This window comes from Pseudomonas saliphila (assembly GCF_008638345.1).
Lineage (GTDB): Bacteria > Pseudomonadota > Gammaproteobacteria > Pseudomonadales > Pseudomonadaceae > Halopseudomonas > Halopseudomonas saliphila.
The window spans coordinates 14,182-30,286 of the sequence record NZ_VTVA01000012.1; the positions used below are offsets into that span (position 1 = coordinate 14,182).

The following is a 16,105-nucleotide window of genomic DNA, read 5'->3' on the forward strand; positions in this document are numbered from 1 at the left end:
TTCATCATCGGCCGCACGGACAAATCGCTCCGCAAACGGCCATCACAGGGTTATCTGAATGTCCTTTGCTTCTCTCGGTCTCTCCGACGTGCTCGTGCGCGCCGTAGCGGCCACCGGTTACACCACGCCTACCCCCGTCCAGTTACAAGCCGTCCCGGCAGTGCTCCAAGGCCGCGACCTGATGGTTGCTGCTCAGACCGGTACCGGCAAGACTGCAGGCTTCGCCCTGCCGATTCTGGAAAAGCTGTTCCCGCTTGGCCAGGCCGACAATAATGTCCGCCGCGTGCCTAAACAGGTGCGCGTACTGGTTCTGACGCCGACCCGCGAACTCGCGGCTCAGGTTCACCAGAGCTTCGTGACCTATGGCGGCGAACTGCCAATGAAATCCGCTTGTGTCTTTGGCGGCGTCGGCGCTAACCCGCAAATGAAAGCTATCGCTCCGGGCCTCGACATTCTGGTCGCTTGCCCTGGTCGTCTGCTGGATCTGGTGGGACAGCGCGCCGTTGATCTGTCCAAGGTCGAAATCCTGGTACTTGACGAAGCGGACCGTATGCTCGACATGGGTTTCGTCCACGACGTGAAGAAAGTCATCGCCAAGCTGCCGTCTGCCCGTCAGACGCTGCTGTTCTCGGCGACGTTCTCCAAGGACATCACTGATCTGGCCAACAAGCTGTTGAACAGCCCGGCCCGCATCGAAGTGACGCCGCCTAACACCACTGTCGAGCGCATTTCGCAGACCGTGTATCGCATTGCGCCCGGCCACAAGCGTGCGCTGGCAGCCCACCTCATCACGCAGGGTGCGTGGGAGCAGGTGCTGATCTTTACTCGTACCAAGCACGGCGCTAACCGTCTGGCCGAGTACCTGGACAAGAATGGCCTGGCATCCGCCGCCATCCATGGCAACAAGAGTCAGAGCGCTCGCACCAAAGCCCTGGCCGATTTCAAAGCCAACAAGCTGCGCATTCTGGTTGCCACGGATATTGCTGCGCGGGGTCTGGATATCGACCAATTGCCGCACGTCATCAACTTCGAGCTGCCTAACGTTTCGGAAGACTACGTTCACCGTATCGGTCGTACCGGTCGTGCCGGACGCAGCGGCGGCGCTGTTTCACTTGTCAGCCCCGACGAAGAAAAACTGCTCAAGGCCATCGAACGCATGACCCGTCAGCGCATCGACGAAGGCGACCTGCAGGGCTTCGAGCCTCCAGCCCAGGGCGAGCTCAACAGCGACCGCCCAGAGCGCCCACGCGCTGCGCCAGGTGCGGGCCGTGGTCGCCCCGCAGCAAACGGTGCTCAGAAACCTGCTCGCAGTCCCGGCCGCAGCGACAAGCCGCGTGCCGATAAGCCCCGCGCTGACAAGCCGCGCTCGGATCGTCCGCGTACCAGCGGTCGTCCGAACAACGAACCGCGTGCAGCCCGTCCTGGCATCAACGAACCCCGTGATGCAGTAGCCGAAGAAAGACGGCTGCAGGCTCACGGTAATCGGGCTGTTCCGCCAAGCGGCGCATCGCATGACAGCGCACCGCGTTCAAACCGTCCGCAGCGCGAAAAGCCAGCCCTGTTCAGTCGTTAAGACGCCACCAGCGCTGCACACAAGGCCCGGTTCTTCCGGGCCTTTTGCTGTCTGCAGAACCATGATCCGTCGCTCCGTTCGCAGATTTACCCGCCGTTTTTGCTCACCCCGCGTCCTCTACCTATAGTTGATGGGATTACAGTCTTCTCAGAGGAATGCTTGATGACCCACCCCCCGCGCCTTCTACTTGGTGCTGGTTTGCTAGTGGCGGCTAACGCGTGCCTGGCGCAGACCATCAGCCCGCAGCCAGAGCCCGGCTTGTGGCGCAGCCACGCCACCACACTGGTCGACGGCAGGGATGCCCAGGCCGAGATTCGCAAACAGCAGGAAGCCGTCCTGGCGCAACTCCCCGCTGAGCAACGCGCGCAGATGGCAGCGACGCTGGAATCAGAAGAGGACCTGAGGACGACAACTGACTGCATAACCGCCGAAGACGCAGCCTTGATGGTCGACCCGCAGGCACTGCTGGCCGAAGCCCAGCAAAATATGAGTGGCTGCGATCTGCAGATCGAACAGGACGGCCCATCGCGCCTCGCATTTCAGGGCACCTGTTCCGGCGATCATGGTTTTGTCGGTGAGATGCACGGCGATCTGGAAATGATCAGCAGTCGGGAGATGCGCTCATCATTCTCCGGCATGAGTAATCACGCGGCGACAGCCGGAGACGAGGACCCAGTGAAGATAGAGCACACCGAGGTGTCCACGTGGATTTCGGCAGATTGCACTGAGCTCGCCGCGCCCTGAACGCCGCGCTTTAGTGGAATTAAGCAGCTATCATCAAGTCAGAATGCGTAACAGGCCGTCACGATTGGTAAGGAGACACCATGCTGAAGCACTGCATTTTGAGCGTCGATTATTCCGAGAAATGGGAAAAGATATTCGAGCATCTGCCGGGCGTCATCAAGCTGCTGGGCGTAGAGCGATTGAGCCTGACCCACGTGGTCGAGACGCACAACCGTCCGCGGCTGGAGGACAACGACTCGGCTATCGCCCACCATCTGGAAAAGATCGCCAAGCGCCTGCAAACCGAGCTCAATGTCCAGGTCGATCAGGTGATCCGCCACGGGTTTCCTGCATCCGAACTGGCCGCCGCAGCGCGCAAAATCCACGCCGATGGCATCATCGCGCTAAACCGTAATCATTCGGCAGGCCGCGCTGCGCTGTTTGGCAACGTAGTGTTGAATCTGACCCGGGTCAGCAGCGTACCGGTAGTGGTGATACCTGCCGATGCCGAGCGGGTTCCGGACGACTCCCCGTTGATGCTGGCGACCGATGGCTCGGACTCCTCACGCAATGCTCAGCGCGCCTTCGAGAAAATGCTGGCCCGGATCGATCATGGATTCGTTGTCTGGGTCAAGGATGCCCACGATGAGGGTCATGCTGAAGAGCGTGTGCAGCCGGTGCTGCAGCATTTCACCGACACCTACCCGAAGGTCGAGTCACGGCGGCTCTCAGGTGATCCCGCGGAGAAACTGGTCTCCTTCGCCAGCCAGGAGCAGGTCGCGCTGCTTATCATTGGCAAGCGGGGCAACACGCCTATTACCGAATTGATGGTGGGCAGTACCGCCGAAGCGGTTGCCAGGGCCAGTCACTGTCCGGTGCTGTTGGTTCCCTGACGGATTCCGCTTCGGCACATCAGCCCATGAGACAGATACCAAAACGGGGCTGAAGGGTTTCCCCTTCAGCCCCGCCTTCAATCGCAATCAGGCTTAGAAAAAAGCCTGCAGCCCAGTCTGTGCACGACCCAGAATCAGTGCGTGCACGTCATGCGTACCTTCGTAGGTGTTGACTACCTCGAGGTTGACCACGTGGCGAATCACACCGAACTCGTCGGAAATCCCGTTACCACCCAGCATGTCACGAGCGACGCGAGCGATATCCAGCGACTTGCCGCAGGAGTTGCGCTTCATGATGGAGGTGATTTCGACGGCTGCAGTGCCCTCGTCCTTCATGCGACCCAGGCGCAGACAGCCCTGCAGCGCCATGGTGATTTCGGTCTGCATGTCAGCCAGCTTCTTCTGTACCAGCTGGGTTTGCGCCAACGGACGACCAAACTGCTTACGATCCAGGGTGTACTGACGAGCTGTGTGCCAGCAGAATTCCGCTGCACCCAACGCACCCCAGGCAATCCCGTAGCGTGCGGAGTTAAGACAGGTAAACGGCCCTTTCAGACCCGTCACACCCGGCATCAGGTTTTCTTCGGGAACGAACACGTCTTCCATCACGATCTCGCCGGTGATCGATGTACGCAGGCCAACCTTGCCCTTGATCGTCGGAGCGCTCAGACCTTCCCAGCCTTTCTCAAGAATAAAGCCGCGAATCACATCGTCTTCAGTCTTGGCCCAGACAACGAACACATCAGCGATCGGGCTGTTGGTGATCCACATCTTCGCACCGCTCAGACGATAACCACCCTCAACCTTGCGCGCGCGGGTAACCATGGAACCCGGATCGGAGCCGTGGTTGGGTTCGGTCAGACCGAAACAGCCGATGAACTCACCGCTGGCCAGCTTGGGCAGATACTTCTGCTTCTGCTCTTCGGTACCGAATTCGTTAATTGGCACCATAACCAGAGAGGACTGCACACTCATCATCGAACGGTAACCGGAATCGACACGCTCCACTTCGCGGGCAATCAGACCGTAGCTGACATAATTCAAGCCGCTTCCGCCGTACTGTTCGGGAATAGTCGCGCCCAGCAGGCCAAGCTCGCCCATTTCGCGGAAAATCGCCGCATCAGTCTGCTCATGACGGAAGGATTCAAGCACCCGTGGCATCAGCTTCTGCTGGCAGTACTGAGCAGCTGAGTCGCGCACCATGCGCTCTTCTTCGGTCAGCTGCTGGTCAAGCAACAGCGGATCACTCCAGTTGAAACTTGCTTTGGAATCGGCCATGGGCACTCCGTATGTGTTTGTTGTGATGGGCACTGAAGGCAGTGCCTCGGTATGGACTGGATAGTAGGGGCGTCGGGAGCCGCCGGCAAGCGCCTTTTTTTCAGCCGCCTGTGCTATTTTGGAACTCCGAACTCAACGCAACCCTCACGCTGTGGTTATGACAGACCCGCTGATGGTTGATAAAGCGCATTCCGAAGCATAGTCCCGCTTTGGGGGAAGCGCACTACTGTCAACATTGGAGGCTCCATGCGCCGCAAGATTCCCCCCACCCAGGCGCTGATTTGTTTCGAATCGTCCGCTCGCCATGAAAGCTTCACCAAGGCCGCCGAGGAGCTGTCGCTCACGCAGAGTGCTGTGTGCCGGCAGATTGCCAACCTGGAGGAATTCCTCGATGTGCAGCTGTTTCGACGGACCCGCCGGGGCGTCAAGCTGACCGAGGCAGGTCAGACCTATAGCCGTCGTATCGCCAGCCGGCTGGATGCGGTGGAACGCGACACGCTGTCGGTCATGGGTAATCAGGGTACCGCCACACTCGAGCTGGCATTGGTACCGACCTTCGGCACCCAATGGCTATTGCCGCGCCTGGGGCAGTTCATCCAGGCCAATCCGCAGGTTACCGTCAACTTTACCAACCGCACCCGCCCCTTCCTGTTCGCCGATACCGAGTTCGATGCATCCATCTATTTCGGCGATGGGGACTGGTCGGGTACCGAGGCGCACTTTTTGATGAAGGAGCACTCGGTCCCGGTCTGCAGCCCAGCGCTACTGGGTGATCGGACCGAGCTGACGCCGGCGGACATATCGGGCATGCCGCTGCTGCAACAGAGCACGCGCCCCTACGCCTGGCGACAATGGTTTGGCTCACAGGACATGCGCGTGGAACATGACCTCAACGGCACCCGCCTGGAACTGTTCTCCATGCTCGCCCAGGCCGCCATGCTGGGCATGGGCGTGGCTCTGATACCGCCGTTTCTGATACGCAACGAACTGGAAACCCGCCGTCTGGTGATCGCCAACCCGCACAGCTTTGAAAGCGACAAGGGTTACTATCTGGTTATTCCCGAGCGCAAGGCTGAATCGGCGACCTTGCTGGCGTTCAGGGATTGGGTGATTGCCGAGGCGCAAGCGTATGGGCGGGAGGCGGTGGGCGGGCCTGTCATCTAGCCTGTATCTTCCGTTCGTCTGAAAGGCTGTCATCGCCGCGGGTCGCGCCTCCCACGACAGCCCAATGCGCCCCGCGCTCACCTTACGGGAGATTCTATGGGTCACCACAACCCCTTTGAGGCCGTTTTTGGTTGGTAGGTGGTTTGGTTCTGCATCAAGGCAAAGGCGCGCATCAGCAAGCCGCTCCTCCGACAAATCACCCCTTCCGAAAATAAACACAGATCCGCTGTCCATCCACCTCATGCACGCCGATATCCATCTCATACAGATCACGCAGCACCTCGTCGCGGATGATCTCCTGGGGCGTGCCCTGATACGCCGGTTTGCCCTGGCGCATGGCGATGATGTGGTCGGAATAGCAGGAGGCGAAGTTGATGTCGTGTAGCACCACGACCACGGTTTTGCCCTTCTCGTCCGCGGCGCGGCGCAGCAGTTGCATCATGTCCACGGCAAAGCGCATATCGATGTTATTCAACGGTTCGTCGAGCAGCACGTATTCGGTGTCCTGACACATGACCATGGCCACATAGGCGCGCTGGCGCTGACCGCCTGACAACTCATCGATTGGCCGGTCGCGGTAAGCGTCCAGCCGCAGGTACTCCATGGCTTCGTCGACATGACGGTGATCCTCGGCGGTCAGACGCCCGCCCGAATGCGGGAAGCGACCGAAGGCGACCAGATCGCGCACGGTCAGCCGGAGGGATGTCTGGTTGTCCTGGCGCAAGATCGACAGACGACGAGCCAGCACATTACCGGGCGTGCGAGTGACATCCAGCCCGTCAACCATGACGCTGCCCGAGGACATGGGTGTCAGCCGGCTGATCATCGACAACAGCGTGGACTTGCCCGCGCCGTTCGGGCCGATGATGGAGGTGAAGCCGCCGCGCGGAATACTCAGCGAGACGTTATCAACGACCAGCGTGTCGCCATAACGTTTGGATACTGCATGGGTTTCGATCATTGTCTGACTCCGCGCATCAGCAGCGCTATGAACAGCAAACCGCCCGCCAGCTCGATGACCAGTGCCAGCGGCAGGGTTGAGGCAAGAATATGGTCCAGCACAAGCTGGCCGCCGACCAGGCAGATCACACCGGCCATGACGCTGGCCGGCAGCGTCCAGCGGTGCCGCTGGGACCCGGTGAACCAGTAGGCCAGGTTGGCAATCAGCAGACCGAAGAACAGCGTAGGACCGACCAGGACCGTGGCCACGGATACCAGAATGGCCACCACAGCCATGACGCCCAATATCATTCGCTCGTATGCCACACCCAGATTGATGGCGATATCACGCCCCAGTGCGAGCACATCCAGGCTGCGACGCCAACGCAACAGCAACAGACACCCCACCACCAGCGCTAGCGCCGCGACAGCCAGCAACTCGGTGTTCATGCGGCTGAAGCTGGCCTGGGCGACGCCCTGACTGATACCAAACTCACTGGGATCCAACACCCGACCGCCCAGTTCCGAGAGTTCGCGAAACAGCATGCCGGCGAGCATGCCGAGCAGGATCATCAGATGCAGACTGCGCACCGACCCGGAAAACAGCAGCCGGAACAGCAACAGGGCCAGCGCCACCATGACCAGCACTTGCAGCGCAAAACGCAGCGAGGGGGACCATTCGACCAGTTCGCTGCCGAGCAGCAGCATGCCCAGGGTCTGCACCAGCACATAGAGCACATCGAATCCCATGAGCGCAGGCGTCAGCAGCCGGCTATGGGTGATGGTCTGGAACAGCACGGTGGAAATACCGATAGCGCAGGCGGCGAGCAGCATGGCTGCCAGGCGGCTGCCGCGGTATTCAAGAATGAAAGCCCAGTCGCTCTGCACGTTGAAGGTCATGAAACCCACCACACACAGCAGCGCCAAACTCACCAGTATCGCCAGCCGCAGGGCAGCAGGATCGCGTGATTGCTTCACGCCCATCTGGACCTCCCGTGCAGCAGTATGCCCAGAAATATCAGGCAACCGCCGATCGACAGGATGTTCGACGAGGGCACCTCATAGGGATGAATCAACAGGCGCCCAAGCAGGTCCGCACATAACAATAATGCCGCGCCCATCAAGGCGATCAGCGGAATGGCACGGCGCAGATTGTCTCCGGTGATCAGCCGCACCAGGTTCGGCGCCACCAGACCAATGAAGGGGATAACGCCTGCTGTGACCACCACGCTGCCGACAATCAGCGATACCAGCACCACGCCCGCTGCAAGCAGGCGTGTGTAGTTCACCCCCACGTTGGTGGCAAAGTCGCGGCCCATGCCGATGACAGTAAACCGGTCCGCCAACAGCATTGCTGCCACAGTCAGAACGGCGGCAATCCAGAGCAGCTCGTAGCGACCGCGCAACACCGCAGAGAAATCCCCGCTGCCCCAGGCGCGCAATGACTGCGACAGATCAAAATGATGCGCCAGCAAGCCACTGCCGGCATGTACCACCGCAGCCATTACCAGCCCGACCAGGGGAACAATCAGCGCCGAGCGCAGCGGCATACGTTTCAGCACGCCGAGGAACAACAGAATACCGCCCGCGGCAAAGCTGCTGACCACCAGAAAACGCGCCCAGAGTGGCAGCCCTTGAGGCACCACAATGGCCAGTACCAACATGCCCAGAGCCGCGGCCTCCATAGGTCCGGTGGTGGAGGTATCCACCAGCCGGTTGCGCGCCATCATCTGCAGAATGGCCCCCGCCACCGCCAAGGCGGCGCCCGCAAGAATCAACGCGACAGTGCGCGGCAGACGGCTTACGAACAGCAGCTTGGAGATGCGGTCATCCGGATCGGCGCCGAATACGTTGAGCAGGTTCATGCGGCTGGCGCCGACATTCAGACTGCACAGCCCGAGCACAACGACTAGCACCAGCAGCAGAAAAAGCCACAGGGTCGCCCGTGACGGCGACCCTGTGGCGGGTGAAGAAATGTGATGAGTCATGCTTCCTGCCTGAACAACAAAAGAACAGCTCCCTAGGACCGACAAGCGTAGCGCGATGGTCAGGCGAGGTGAAATCCGCCAGAAAAAAAAGCAATTTACCCAGGGTAATTGAACATTTTCCGTCGGGTTTCAACCCAGCGCGACCGAGCGCCCCAAACTGGCAGGCACGCTTCAGCGAGCGGCGGAGAATACCTTGATCAGCTCATCGACACTCTTTTGCATCACGCCGATACCGCTGTTATCCAGCAGATACCAGCTGGCTGGATCGAGATAGACAATCTGATCCTTGCTACCCGCCGTGGTCGCCTCGACCAGCTCATTGTCCATCAGCTCGGCAGCAGCGGTGCCTTCGCGGCCGATCGCAGCATCACGGTCCATGACGAACAGCCAGTCCGGATCGGCCTCAAGCAGAAACTCAAAGGACACAGACTGACCGTGACGACCGATTTTCAGGTCCTTCACCGCTTCCTCGACGCCAAATACATCATGGATCAGACCAAAGCGGGTACCCGGCCCAAAGGCTGCCATGCGGCCCCCTGTGGTCAGCACCAGGAGCCCGTCGCCGCGACCAGCGGTGAGCTTCTTGAGCTCTGCGACTGAGGCTTTCAGCTCAGCCGTCAGCTCTGCGGCCTTGTCTTGCTTGCCGAATATCTCACCCAGCAGCAGAGTGTTGCGCTCCACGCTGCCCAGCAGGTCCTTTGGATCGGGGGTCAGGTCCAGGGTGGTACCGAACTTCGATACTTCTTCGAACTTGCCCTGGGCACGACGACCGAGAATGATCAGATCAGGCTTGGTATTTTTCAGCGCCTCGAAATCCGGCTCGAACAGCGACCCTGCCCTGACAAAATCCCCATCACGATACTGTTTGAGCATCTCCGGCGGATTGGACGAAGGAATCCCGTTAACCTGCACGCCAAGCTGCGCCAATGTATCGAGAGTCGACCAGTCCAGCACAACCACGTTCTGCGGATTCGCCGATACCTGGGTCTCGCCGCCGTTGTGCGTGACCTTGATGTCTGCTGCAGCCAACGCCGGGCTGGACAAGCCCCACATCATGGCAGTAACCAGAAGACAGCTGGAAATACGAGCGGGAATACGACTTTGACGAAGCGACATGAATAGCGTCCTGTAGGAGTTAACGTTCTGATCCGGCCGGTTCCGGCCTGCGCTGGTCTGAATCTGGCAGCAAGCCCTAAACGCGATCAATTCTTGTTTGCATCCTACCAGTATTCGTTTCGCTTGGCTCACCCTTAAGGACAACGGTTGGTTCCAAAAACAAAAACGGCAAGCCCATGGCTCGCCGCTTCAGTTAATGCGCCTTTATCCAGCAAGGCTTACTGACGAATACCTTCGATGCTCAACGCCAGCTCTACTTCCGCTGCAGCGGGCCCCAGGTCCATGGAGATATCGAAATCCTTCAGCTTGATGCTGGTAGTTCCTTCGAACCCCGCACGGTAGCCACCCCAGGGATCTTCACCTTCACCGATGAAGCGGGTATCCAGCACCACCGGCTTGGTCACACCGTTCAACGTCAGGTCACCGGTGACATTGGCGGTCTTCTCGCCCGTCATCTCCACATTGGTCGATACAAAGGTCGCCTGCGGATGCTTTTTGCTATCCAGAAAATCATCGCTGCGCAAATGCTTGTCACGCTCAGCATGGTTGGAGTCCACGCTGGCGGTGTTGATAGTGACATTCACCTTGCTGGATTCAGGATTTTTCTCGTCCCAGCTAAAAGTCCCGTCAAAGTCATTGAAACGACCATGCAGCATGCTGAAACCGAGGTGGCCTGTCTTGAAGTTGATGAAAGCGTGCTGGCCTTCCTTGTCGATAGCGTAATCGGCTGCGTGAAGCGAACCGGACAAGGCGAGCAATCCGCCCAACGCAATGCCTGCAAAGGTTTTTTTCATATTGGCTTCCTGTTTTCTCATGGATTCTGCCGAGCGCCACGGGGCCGCATGCCCAGCATACGCCGCAGCGTGTCGTCTCGATCGATAAAATGGTGTTTCAGCGCGCCCAGGGCGTGCAGTCCAGCCAGTACCAACACACTGATCACGACCCAGTAGTGCACTGCGCCAGCACGGTCAGCCTGCTCAGGCAGGTCAGTCAGCACAGCGGGGATTTCGAACCAGCCAAAGACACTGACGCCCTGGCCCTTCGCGGTCGAAATAAGGTATCCACTGATAACAATCACCGCCAGCAGAGCGTAGAGCAGTGTATGCACCAGAGCGGCCAGCCGCTTCTCCCATGGCTGATGGTTCGGCAGCGACGCAGGGCGGGGATTCATTAACCGCCAGAACAGCCGTAATACCATCACAGCGGCCAGAGTGATGCCGATGCTCTTGTGCCAGAAAGGCGCGCTGCGGTAGTAAGGGCTGTAATAAGTGAGGTCAACCATCCACAGGCCAAGAATGGCCAGTCCGATCACTGTCAGCGCGACGCTCCAGTGCAACGCGACTGCGACGGCGCCATACCGGCTGGGAGTGTTCTTGAGGTGCATCACGGCATCCATTCATTGCAATGAAAAGGATTCTCACATCGAACCGATGGAAGATAAAGCGCAATATGTAAGTAGGAGTTATCTATAAATTCGATATGAAGCGCTCGCCGACCCAGACTGAGCTCGAGTCGGCGTGCGCATGCAGATAATCAGAAAAACAGCCGCTTGAGCTCGGCGCCCGGATCGTCAGCGCGCATGAAGGCTTCACCGATCAGGAATCCGTATATGTCGTGGGCAAGCATCACTTCTACGTCGGCCCGGTTGAGAATGCCACTTTCGGTGATCAACATGCGGTCGGTCGGCACCTGTGGGTACAGATCCAGAGTGGTCTCAAGGCTCACGTCGAAGGTATGCAGGTTACGGTTGTTGATGCCGATCAGCGGGGTGGCGAGCTTCAGCGCCCGATCCAGCTCGGCACCGTCATGCACCTCGACCAGTACATCCAGCCCGTGCTCCGCCGCTACACTGGCAAGCTCGGCCATCTGCGTGTCCTCAAGCGAGGCAACGATCAACAGGATGCAATCAGCGCCCATCGCCCGCGCTTCGACGACCTGATAGGGGTCGACCATGAAATCCTTGCGAATCACCGGCAAACTGCAGGCTGCGCGCGCCTGGCGCAGATAGTCATCATGGCCCTGGAAAAAGTCCACATCGGTCAGCACGGACAGACAGGCCGCGCCGCCCTGCTCGTAGCTTGCAGCAATATCTGCCGGGACAAAGTTCTCGCGGATGACGCCCTTGCTCGGCGAGGCCTTCTTGATCTCGGCGATCACCGCCGGTTGGCGCGCGGCGGCACGCCTGCGCAGTGCATCGGCAAACCCCCGCGGCGCATCGGCGGCGGCGCTCAGACGTTCCAGTTCGCCCAATGACGTCTGCGCGCGACGCTCCTTCACTTCCTCATGCTTGCGCGCAACGATGTTCTGCAAAATGGTCGGCAGGCTCATTGGGCAGCCTCCTCTCTGAAAACTTCAGTGAAGACCACCAGTTCCGCCAGCTTTTCCCGCGCCATGCCACTGTAGAGGGCATCGGAGGCCAGCTCGACGCCTTCCTGCAGTGAAGAGGCGTGATCGGCAGCGTAAAGCGCCGCGCCGGCATTCAGAATGATCATGTCCGCGGCCCGCTCGCCGGCTTCGGTCTGGCGCTTGCCCAGTGCATCACGAATCAAGGTGAGCGAGGCCTCGGGGCCGTCAACACTCAGCCCGATCAGACTGCGGCTCTCGATGCCCAGGTCTTCAGGCGTCACGTCGTATTCGGTGATCTCGCCGTTACGCAGCTCGGCGATATGAGTGGGCGATGCGAGACTCAGCTCGTCCAGCCCGTCTTTGGCGCACACCACCAGCACATGCTTGCTGCCAAGACGCTTGAGCACTTCAGCCATGGGGCGACAGAGTTTTTCGCTGAAGACACCCAGCACCTGATGTTCGACCTTCGCCGGGTTGGTCATGGGGCCAAGAATATTGAACAGGGTACGCAGGCCGAGCTCTCGGCGCGGGCCGACGGCGTATTTCATTGCGCCATGGTGCGACGGCGCAAACATGAAACCGACGCCAACGCTGTCGACACAATGGGCCACCTGCTGCGGCGTCAGATCCAGATTGACCCCCGCGGCTTCCAGCAGATCGGCGCTACCGCTCTTGCCCGACACGGCGCGGTTGCCATGTTTGGCCACCTTGGCGCCAGCTGCCGCCACAACGAAGGCCGCGGCGGTGGAGACGTTGAAAATATTGGCGCCATCGCCGCCGGTACCGCAGGTGTCGACCAGACGATCGCCCGGGATATCCACGCCGGAGGCCAGCTCGCGCATGACCATGGCGGCGCCGGTAATTTCGTCGATGCTTTCGCTCTTCATACGCAGGGCGACCAGAAACCCGCCCACTTGCGCGTCGGTGCACTGCCCGGTCATGATCTGGCGCATCACCGCCTGCATTTCCTCGGTGCTCAGATCAATGTGGTCGACCACGCGGGCCAGTGCTGCCTTGATGTCCATGGGTGCTCCTTGTTGTGCAATCAGCCCAAGAATCGGTTGAGGTCTCGTCGCGCGCCGCGACGCGACATCATCAGTTTCTCAGACCGCCCTGTTGTTTGAGGAAATTCTCCAGCAGCTCGTGGCCCTGGTTGGTGAGGATCGATTCGGGGTGGAACTGCACGCCTTCGATCATGTACTCACGGTGACGCAGTCCCATTATCTCGTCCATCGAACCGTCTTCGTGCTGGGTCCAGGCGGTGATTTCCAGACAGTCCGGCAGTTGCTCGCGGCTGACCACCAGCGAATGATAGCGGGTCACCGTCACGGGATTCTCCAGCCCGGCGAACACCCCTGTGTTTTCGTGATAGACCGGACTGGTTTTACCGTGCATGACCTGCCGCGCGCGAACAACTTTGCCGCCGAACGCCTGGCCAATGCTCTGGTGTCCCAGACAGATACCCAGGATTGGCAACTTGCCGGCGAAATGCTTGAGCGCCGGGACCGATACGCCGGCCTCGTTCGGCGTGCAGGGGCCGGGGGACACGACGATGCGCTCGGGCTTGAGGGCTTCGATTGCCTGCAGGGTCAGCTCATCGTTACGGATGACCTTTACTTCGGCGCCAAGCTCGCCGAGGTACTGCACCACGTTGTAGGTGAAGGAATCATAGTTATCGATCATCAGCAGCATGTCTTGATCCTCACTCGACGGACTGTTCAGCCAGGGCCACAGCCCTGAACATGGCGCGGCGTTTGTTGATGGTTTCTTCCCATTCCAGCTCAGGTACCGAGTCGGCGACGATGCCGCCACCGGCCTGCACGTGCAGTTCGCCGTTCTTGATCACCGCGGTGCGGATGGCGATGGCGGTATCCATATTACCGTTCCACGCCCAGTAACCGACTGCGCCGCCATACACGCCGCGCTTGACCGGCTCCAGCTCATCGATGATTTCCATGGCGCGAATCTTCGGCGCGCCGGACAGCGTGCCGGCGGGAAGTATGGCGCGCAATGCATCCATTGCGGTGAGCTCCGGGAGCAGCTGCCCACGCACGTTCGAGACAATATGCATGACGTTGGAATAGCGCTCGATCACCATCTTCTCGGTGAGCTGCACCTTGCCGATCTGGGACACGCGGCCTACATCGTTACGACCCAGATCGATAAGCATCAGGTGCTCGGCCAGCTCCTTGTCATCCGAAAGCAGGTCCTGCTCCAGCGCCAGATCAGCTTCCTCGGTGGCGCCGCGTGGTCGGGTACCGGCAATGGGGCGCACCGTCACTTCGCCGTCTTCGACGCGCACCAGTACTTCAGGTGAACTGCCGACCACATGGAAGTCGCCGAAATTGAAGAAATACATATAGGGCGTCGGGTTCTGACTGCGCAGCGCGCGGTACAGATCGATGGGCTCAGCCTTGAAGTCGATACTCATGCGCTGGGAGGGCACGACCTGCATGCAATCGCCGGCAAGGATATATTCCTTCACCCGATCGACCGCTTGCTGATAGTCCTCCCTGGTGAAGGTGGCGCGATAATCCAGCTCGCGGTCCAGCGGTACATCCAGATTCAGGTTCGAGCGCTGCGCCAGCGGCTGGCGCAGCTTGCCGAGCAGTACGTCGAGCCGGGCGCAGGCTTCGTCATAGGCCTCGGGACGAGCCGGATCAGCCACCACGATGGCATGCAGCTTGCCCGCGAGATTGTCGAACACCACGATTTCTTCGGACACCATCAACAGGATGTCGGGTGTTTCCAGAGGATCAGGATTCGGACACTGAGCCAGGCGCTGCTCGACATAACGCACACAGTCATAACCGAAATAGCCGACCAGGCCGCCATTGAAACGCGGCAGCCCCGGAACGTCGGCGACCCGATAACGTGCCTTGAAGGTCTCGACGAAGGCCAGCGGGTCGGCGCACTCATGGCGTTCGGTCTCGACGTTGTCTACCAGCACCTGACAGAGATGGCCGGTTACCCGCAGAACGGTCCGGGCGGGCAGGCCAATGATCGAATAACGGCCCCATTTTTCACCGCCCTGCACCGATTCCAGCAGGTAGGAATAGGCGCCATCGGCAAGCTTGAGATAGGTTGAAAGCGGGGTATCCAGGTCAGCGAGCACATCACGCACAACAGGTATGCGGTTGTAATCCTGGCTGGCCAGGTGGAGGAATTCTTCGCGGGTCATGATCAGCCTCACAGGGCGGGTAATTGTCAGACACAAACCGGTGCCCGCGTTATACGCAGGCCGAACAATTTCAGGTACGCCAACGCCAGCGGGCGAGCGCCTTCATCATTCTCATCAGTATGCGGTTGCTGACAAACACGGCTGATCCATGGAATACGGGTTGGAAGCTAGGGTCTGTTGACGTTTCGTCACAACCGCGACGAAACGTCAACAGACCCTAAGGCTATATGAGCGCGTCAAGTGAATCAACCAGCAGATCGGGGTTTTCCTCGGCTATGGGGCGCCCGTGGTTATAACCGTAGGGGACTGCAACCACCCGCACGTCGGCAGCCCGGGCCGCCAGCACATCGTTGCGCGAGTCGCCAATGAACAGGCTGTGCTCTGGCTCCACCTGCGCCAGTCGCATGACATGGAGCAGCGCAGCGGGGTCGGGCTTTTTCACTGGCAAGGTGTCGCCACCTATCAACCACTCGAAGAAGCCGGCGATCCCCATCTCCCCCAGCAACGGCGCAACGAAGCGCTGTGGCTTGTTGGTAACCACCGCCATTTTCACCCCCTGTTGCTGCAGCCAACGGAGACATTCCGCGACGCCGGGATACAGGGTAGTGAGTTCGTGCGCGCCACCGTAGGCCTGCAGGAACACCTGCAACGCAGCGTCAGCCTCATCATCATCAACTCCGGCATGATCCACCGACCGCGCCAGGGCTCGTCGCACCAGTACCGGCGCGCCATTGCCCACCCAATAGCCAACCTGTTCGAGGCTCGCGGGCGCACGGCCGTGCTGTCCCAGCATATGGTTCACTGCAGCAGCCAGGTCGGGCACCGAATCAACCAGGGTGCCATCCAGGTCGAACATCACCAGCCGCGGCAAGCCACCATCGAAGAGCCCACGCAGTGCCGACAT

At 59.9% G+C, this 16,105-nt stretch carries 14 protein-coding genes and 2 pseudogenes; 4 read left to right on the forward strand and 12 right to left on the reverse strand.

All coding sequences use genetic code 11. The annotated features are described in order from the left end of the window. Positions 1-58: 58 nt before the first annotated feature. The 3 genes and pseudogenes from FHK95_RS13400 to FHK95_RS13410 form a co-directional block, all read left to right on the forward strand. Positions 59-1,198 (forward strand): annotated as a pseudogene (locus FHK95_RS13400) (DEAD/DEAH box helicase); the annotation flags it as partial. 537 nt (positions 1,199-1,735) lie between these two features. After that, the gene (locus tag FHK95_RS13405; protein ID WP_150305144.1) at positions 1,736-2,317 is read left to right on the forward strand and encodes a DUF3617 family protein; all 582 of its coding nucleotides are present in this window, start codon (positions 1,736-1,738) and stop codon (positions 2,315-2,317) included. A gap of 80 nt (positions 2,318-2,397) precedes the next feature. Continuing rightward, the gene (locus FHK95_RS13410) at positions 2,398-3,189 is read left to right on the forward strand and encodes a universal stress protein (protein WP_150305145.1); all 792 of its coding nucleotides are present in this window, start codon (positions 2,398-2,400) and stop codon (positions 3,187-3,189) included. A gap of 93 nt (positions 3,190-3,282) precedes the next feature. Here FHK95_RS13410 and FHK95_RS13415 read toward each other — a convergent pair whose 3' ends face one another. Beyond that, positions 3,283-4,467, reverse strand: coding sequence for an acyl-CoA dehydrogenase (locus FHK95_RS13415; RefSeq protein ID WP_150305146.1), 1,185 nt, complete (start codon positions 4,465-4,467; stop codon positions 3,283-3,285). Between the two features lie 246 nt (positions 4,468-4,713). Between FHK95_RS13415 and FHK95_RS13420 the strand changes: the two genes are divergently transcribed. After that, a complete protein-coding gene (locus FHK95_RS13420; RefSeq protein ID WP_150305147.1) occupies positions 4,714-5,631 on the forward strand; it encodes a LysR family transcriptional regulator in 918 nt (305 codons plus the stop codon). A 196-nt stretch (positions 5,632-5,827) separates the two neighbouring features. Here FHK95_RS13420 and FHK95_RS13425 read toward each other — a convergent pair whose 3' ends face one another. The 11 genes and pseudogenes from FHK95_RS13425 to FHK95_RS13475 all read right to left on the reverse strand — a co-directional run bounded on the left by FHK95_RS13425 (position 5,828) and on the right by FHK95_RS13475 (position 16,105). Next, entirely contained in the window at positions 5,828-6,592 is a 765-nt protein-coding gene (locus tag FHK95_RS13425) for an iron ABC transporter ATP-binding protein (protein ID WP_150305148.1), read from the reverse strand. Then, positions 6,589-7,554, reverse strand: a complete 966-nt coding sequence (locus FHK95_RS13430; protein WP_150305149.1) for an iron chelate uptake ABC transporter family permease subunit — start codon at positions 7,552-7,554, stop codon at positions 6,589-6,591. Before FHK95_RS13430 ends, FHK95_RS13425 begins: the two co-directional genes overlap by 4 nt. Then, entirely contained in the window at positions 7,545-8,558 is a 1,014-nt protein-coding gene (locus tag FHK95_RS13435; RefSeq protein WP_150305150.1) for an iron chelate uptake ABC transporter family permease subunit, read from the reverse strand. Before FHK95_RS13435 ends, FHK95_RS13430 begins: the two co-directional genes overlap by 10 nt. A 171-nt stretch (positions 8,559-8,729) precedes the next feature. Beyond that, positions 8,730-9,674, reverse strand: a complete 945-nt coding sequence (locus tag FHK95_RS13440) for a siderophore ABC transporter substrate-binding protein (RefSeq protein WP_150305151.1) — start codon at positions 9,672-9,674, stop codon at positions 8,730-8,732. 218 nt (positions 9,675-9,892) lie between these two features. After that, positions 9,893-10,468, reverse strand: a complete 576-nt coding sequence (locus FHK95_RS13445; RefSeq protein WP_150305152.1) for a YceI family protein — start codon at positions 10,466-10,468, stop codon at positions 9,893-9,895. A gap of 17 nt (positions 10,469-10,485) precedes the next feature. Then, positions 10,486-11,058: a cytochrome b gene (locus FHK95_RS13450; RefSeq protein WP_150305153.1), complete on the reverse strand. Its 573-nt coding sequence runs from the start codon at positions 11,056-11,058 to the stop codon at positions 10,486-10,488. A gap of 149 nt (positions 11,059-11,207) precedes the next feature. Continuing rightward, positions 11,208-12,002: an indole-3-glycerol phosphate synthase TrpC gene (gene trpC, locus FHK95_RS13455; protein WP_150305154.1), complete on the reverse strand. Its 795-nt coding sequence runs from the start codon at positions 12,000-12,002 to the stop codon at positions 11,208-11,210. After that, a complete protein-coding gene (gene trpD, locus FHK95_RS13460; protein WP_150305155.1) occupies positions 11,999-13,045 on the reverse strand; it encodes an anthranilate phosphoribosyltransferase in 1,047 nt (348 codons plus the stop codon). Before trpD ends, trpC begins: the two co-directional genes overlap by 4 nt. A 70-nt stretch (positions 13,046-13,115) precedes the next feature. Beyond that, complete coding sequence (locus tag FHK95_RS13465; RefSeq protein WP_150305156.1) at positions 13,116-13,712, reverse strand: aminodeoxychorismate/anthranilate synthase component II; 597 nt, start codon at positions 13,710-13,712, stop codon at positions 13,116-13,118. Between the two features lie 10 nt (positions 13,713-13,722). After that, a complete protein-coding gene (trpE, locus tag FHK95_RS13470) occupies positions 13,723-15,201 on the reverse strand; it encodes an anthranilate synthase component I (protein ID WP_150305157.1) in 1,479 nt (492 codons plus the stop codon). Positions 15,202-15,271: 70 nt separating this feature from the next. Next, positions 15,272-16,105 (reverse strand): annotated as a pseudogene (locus tag FHK95_RS13475) (phosphoglycolate phosphatase).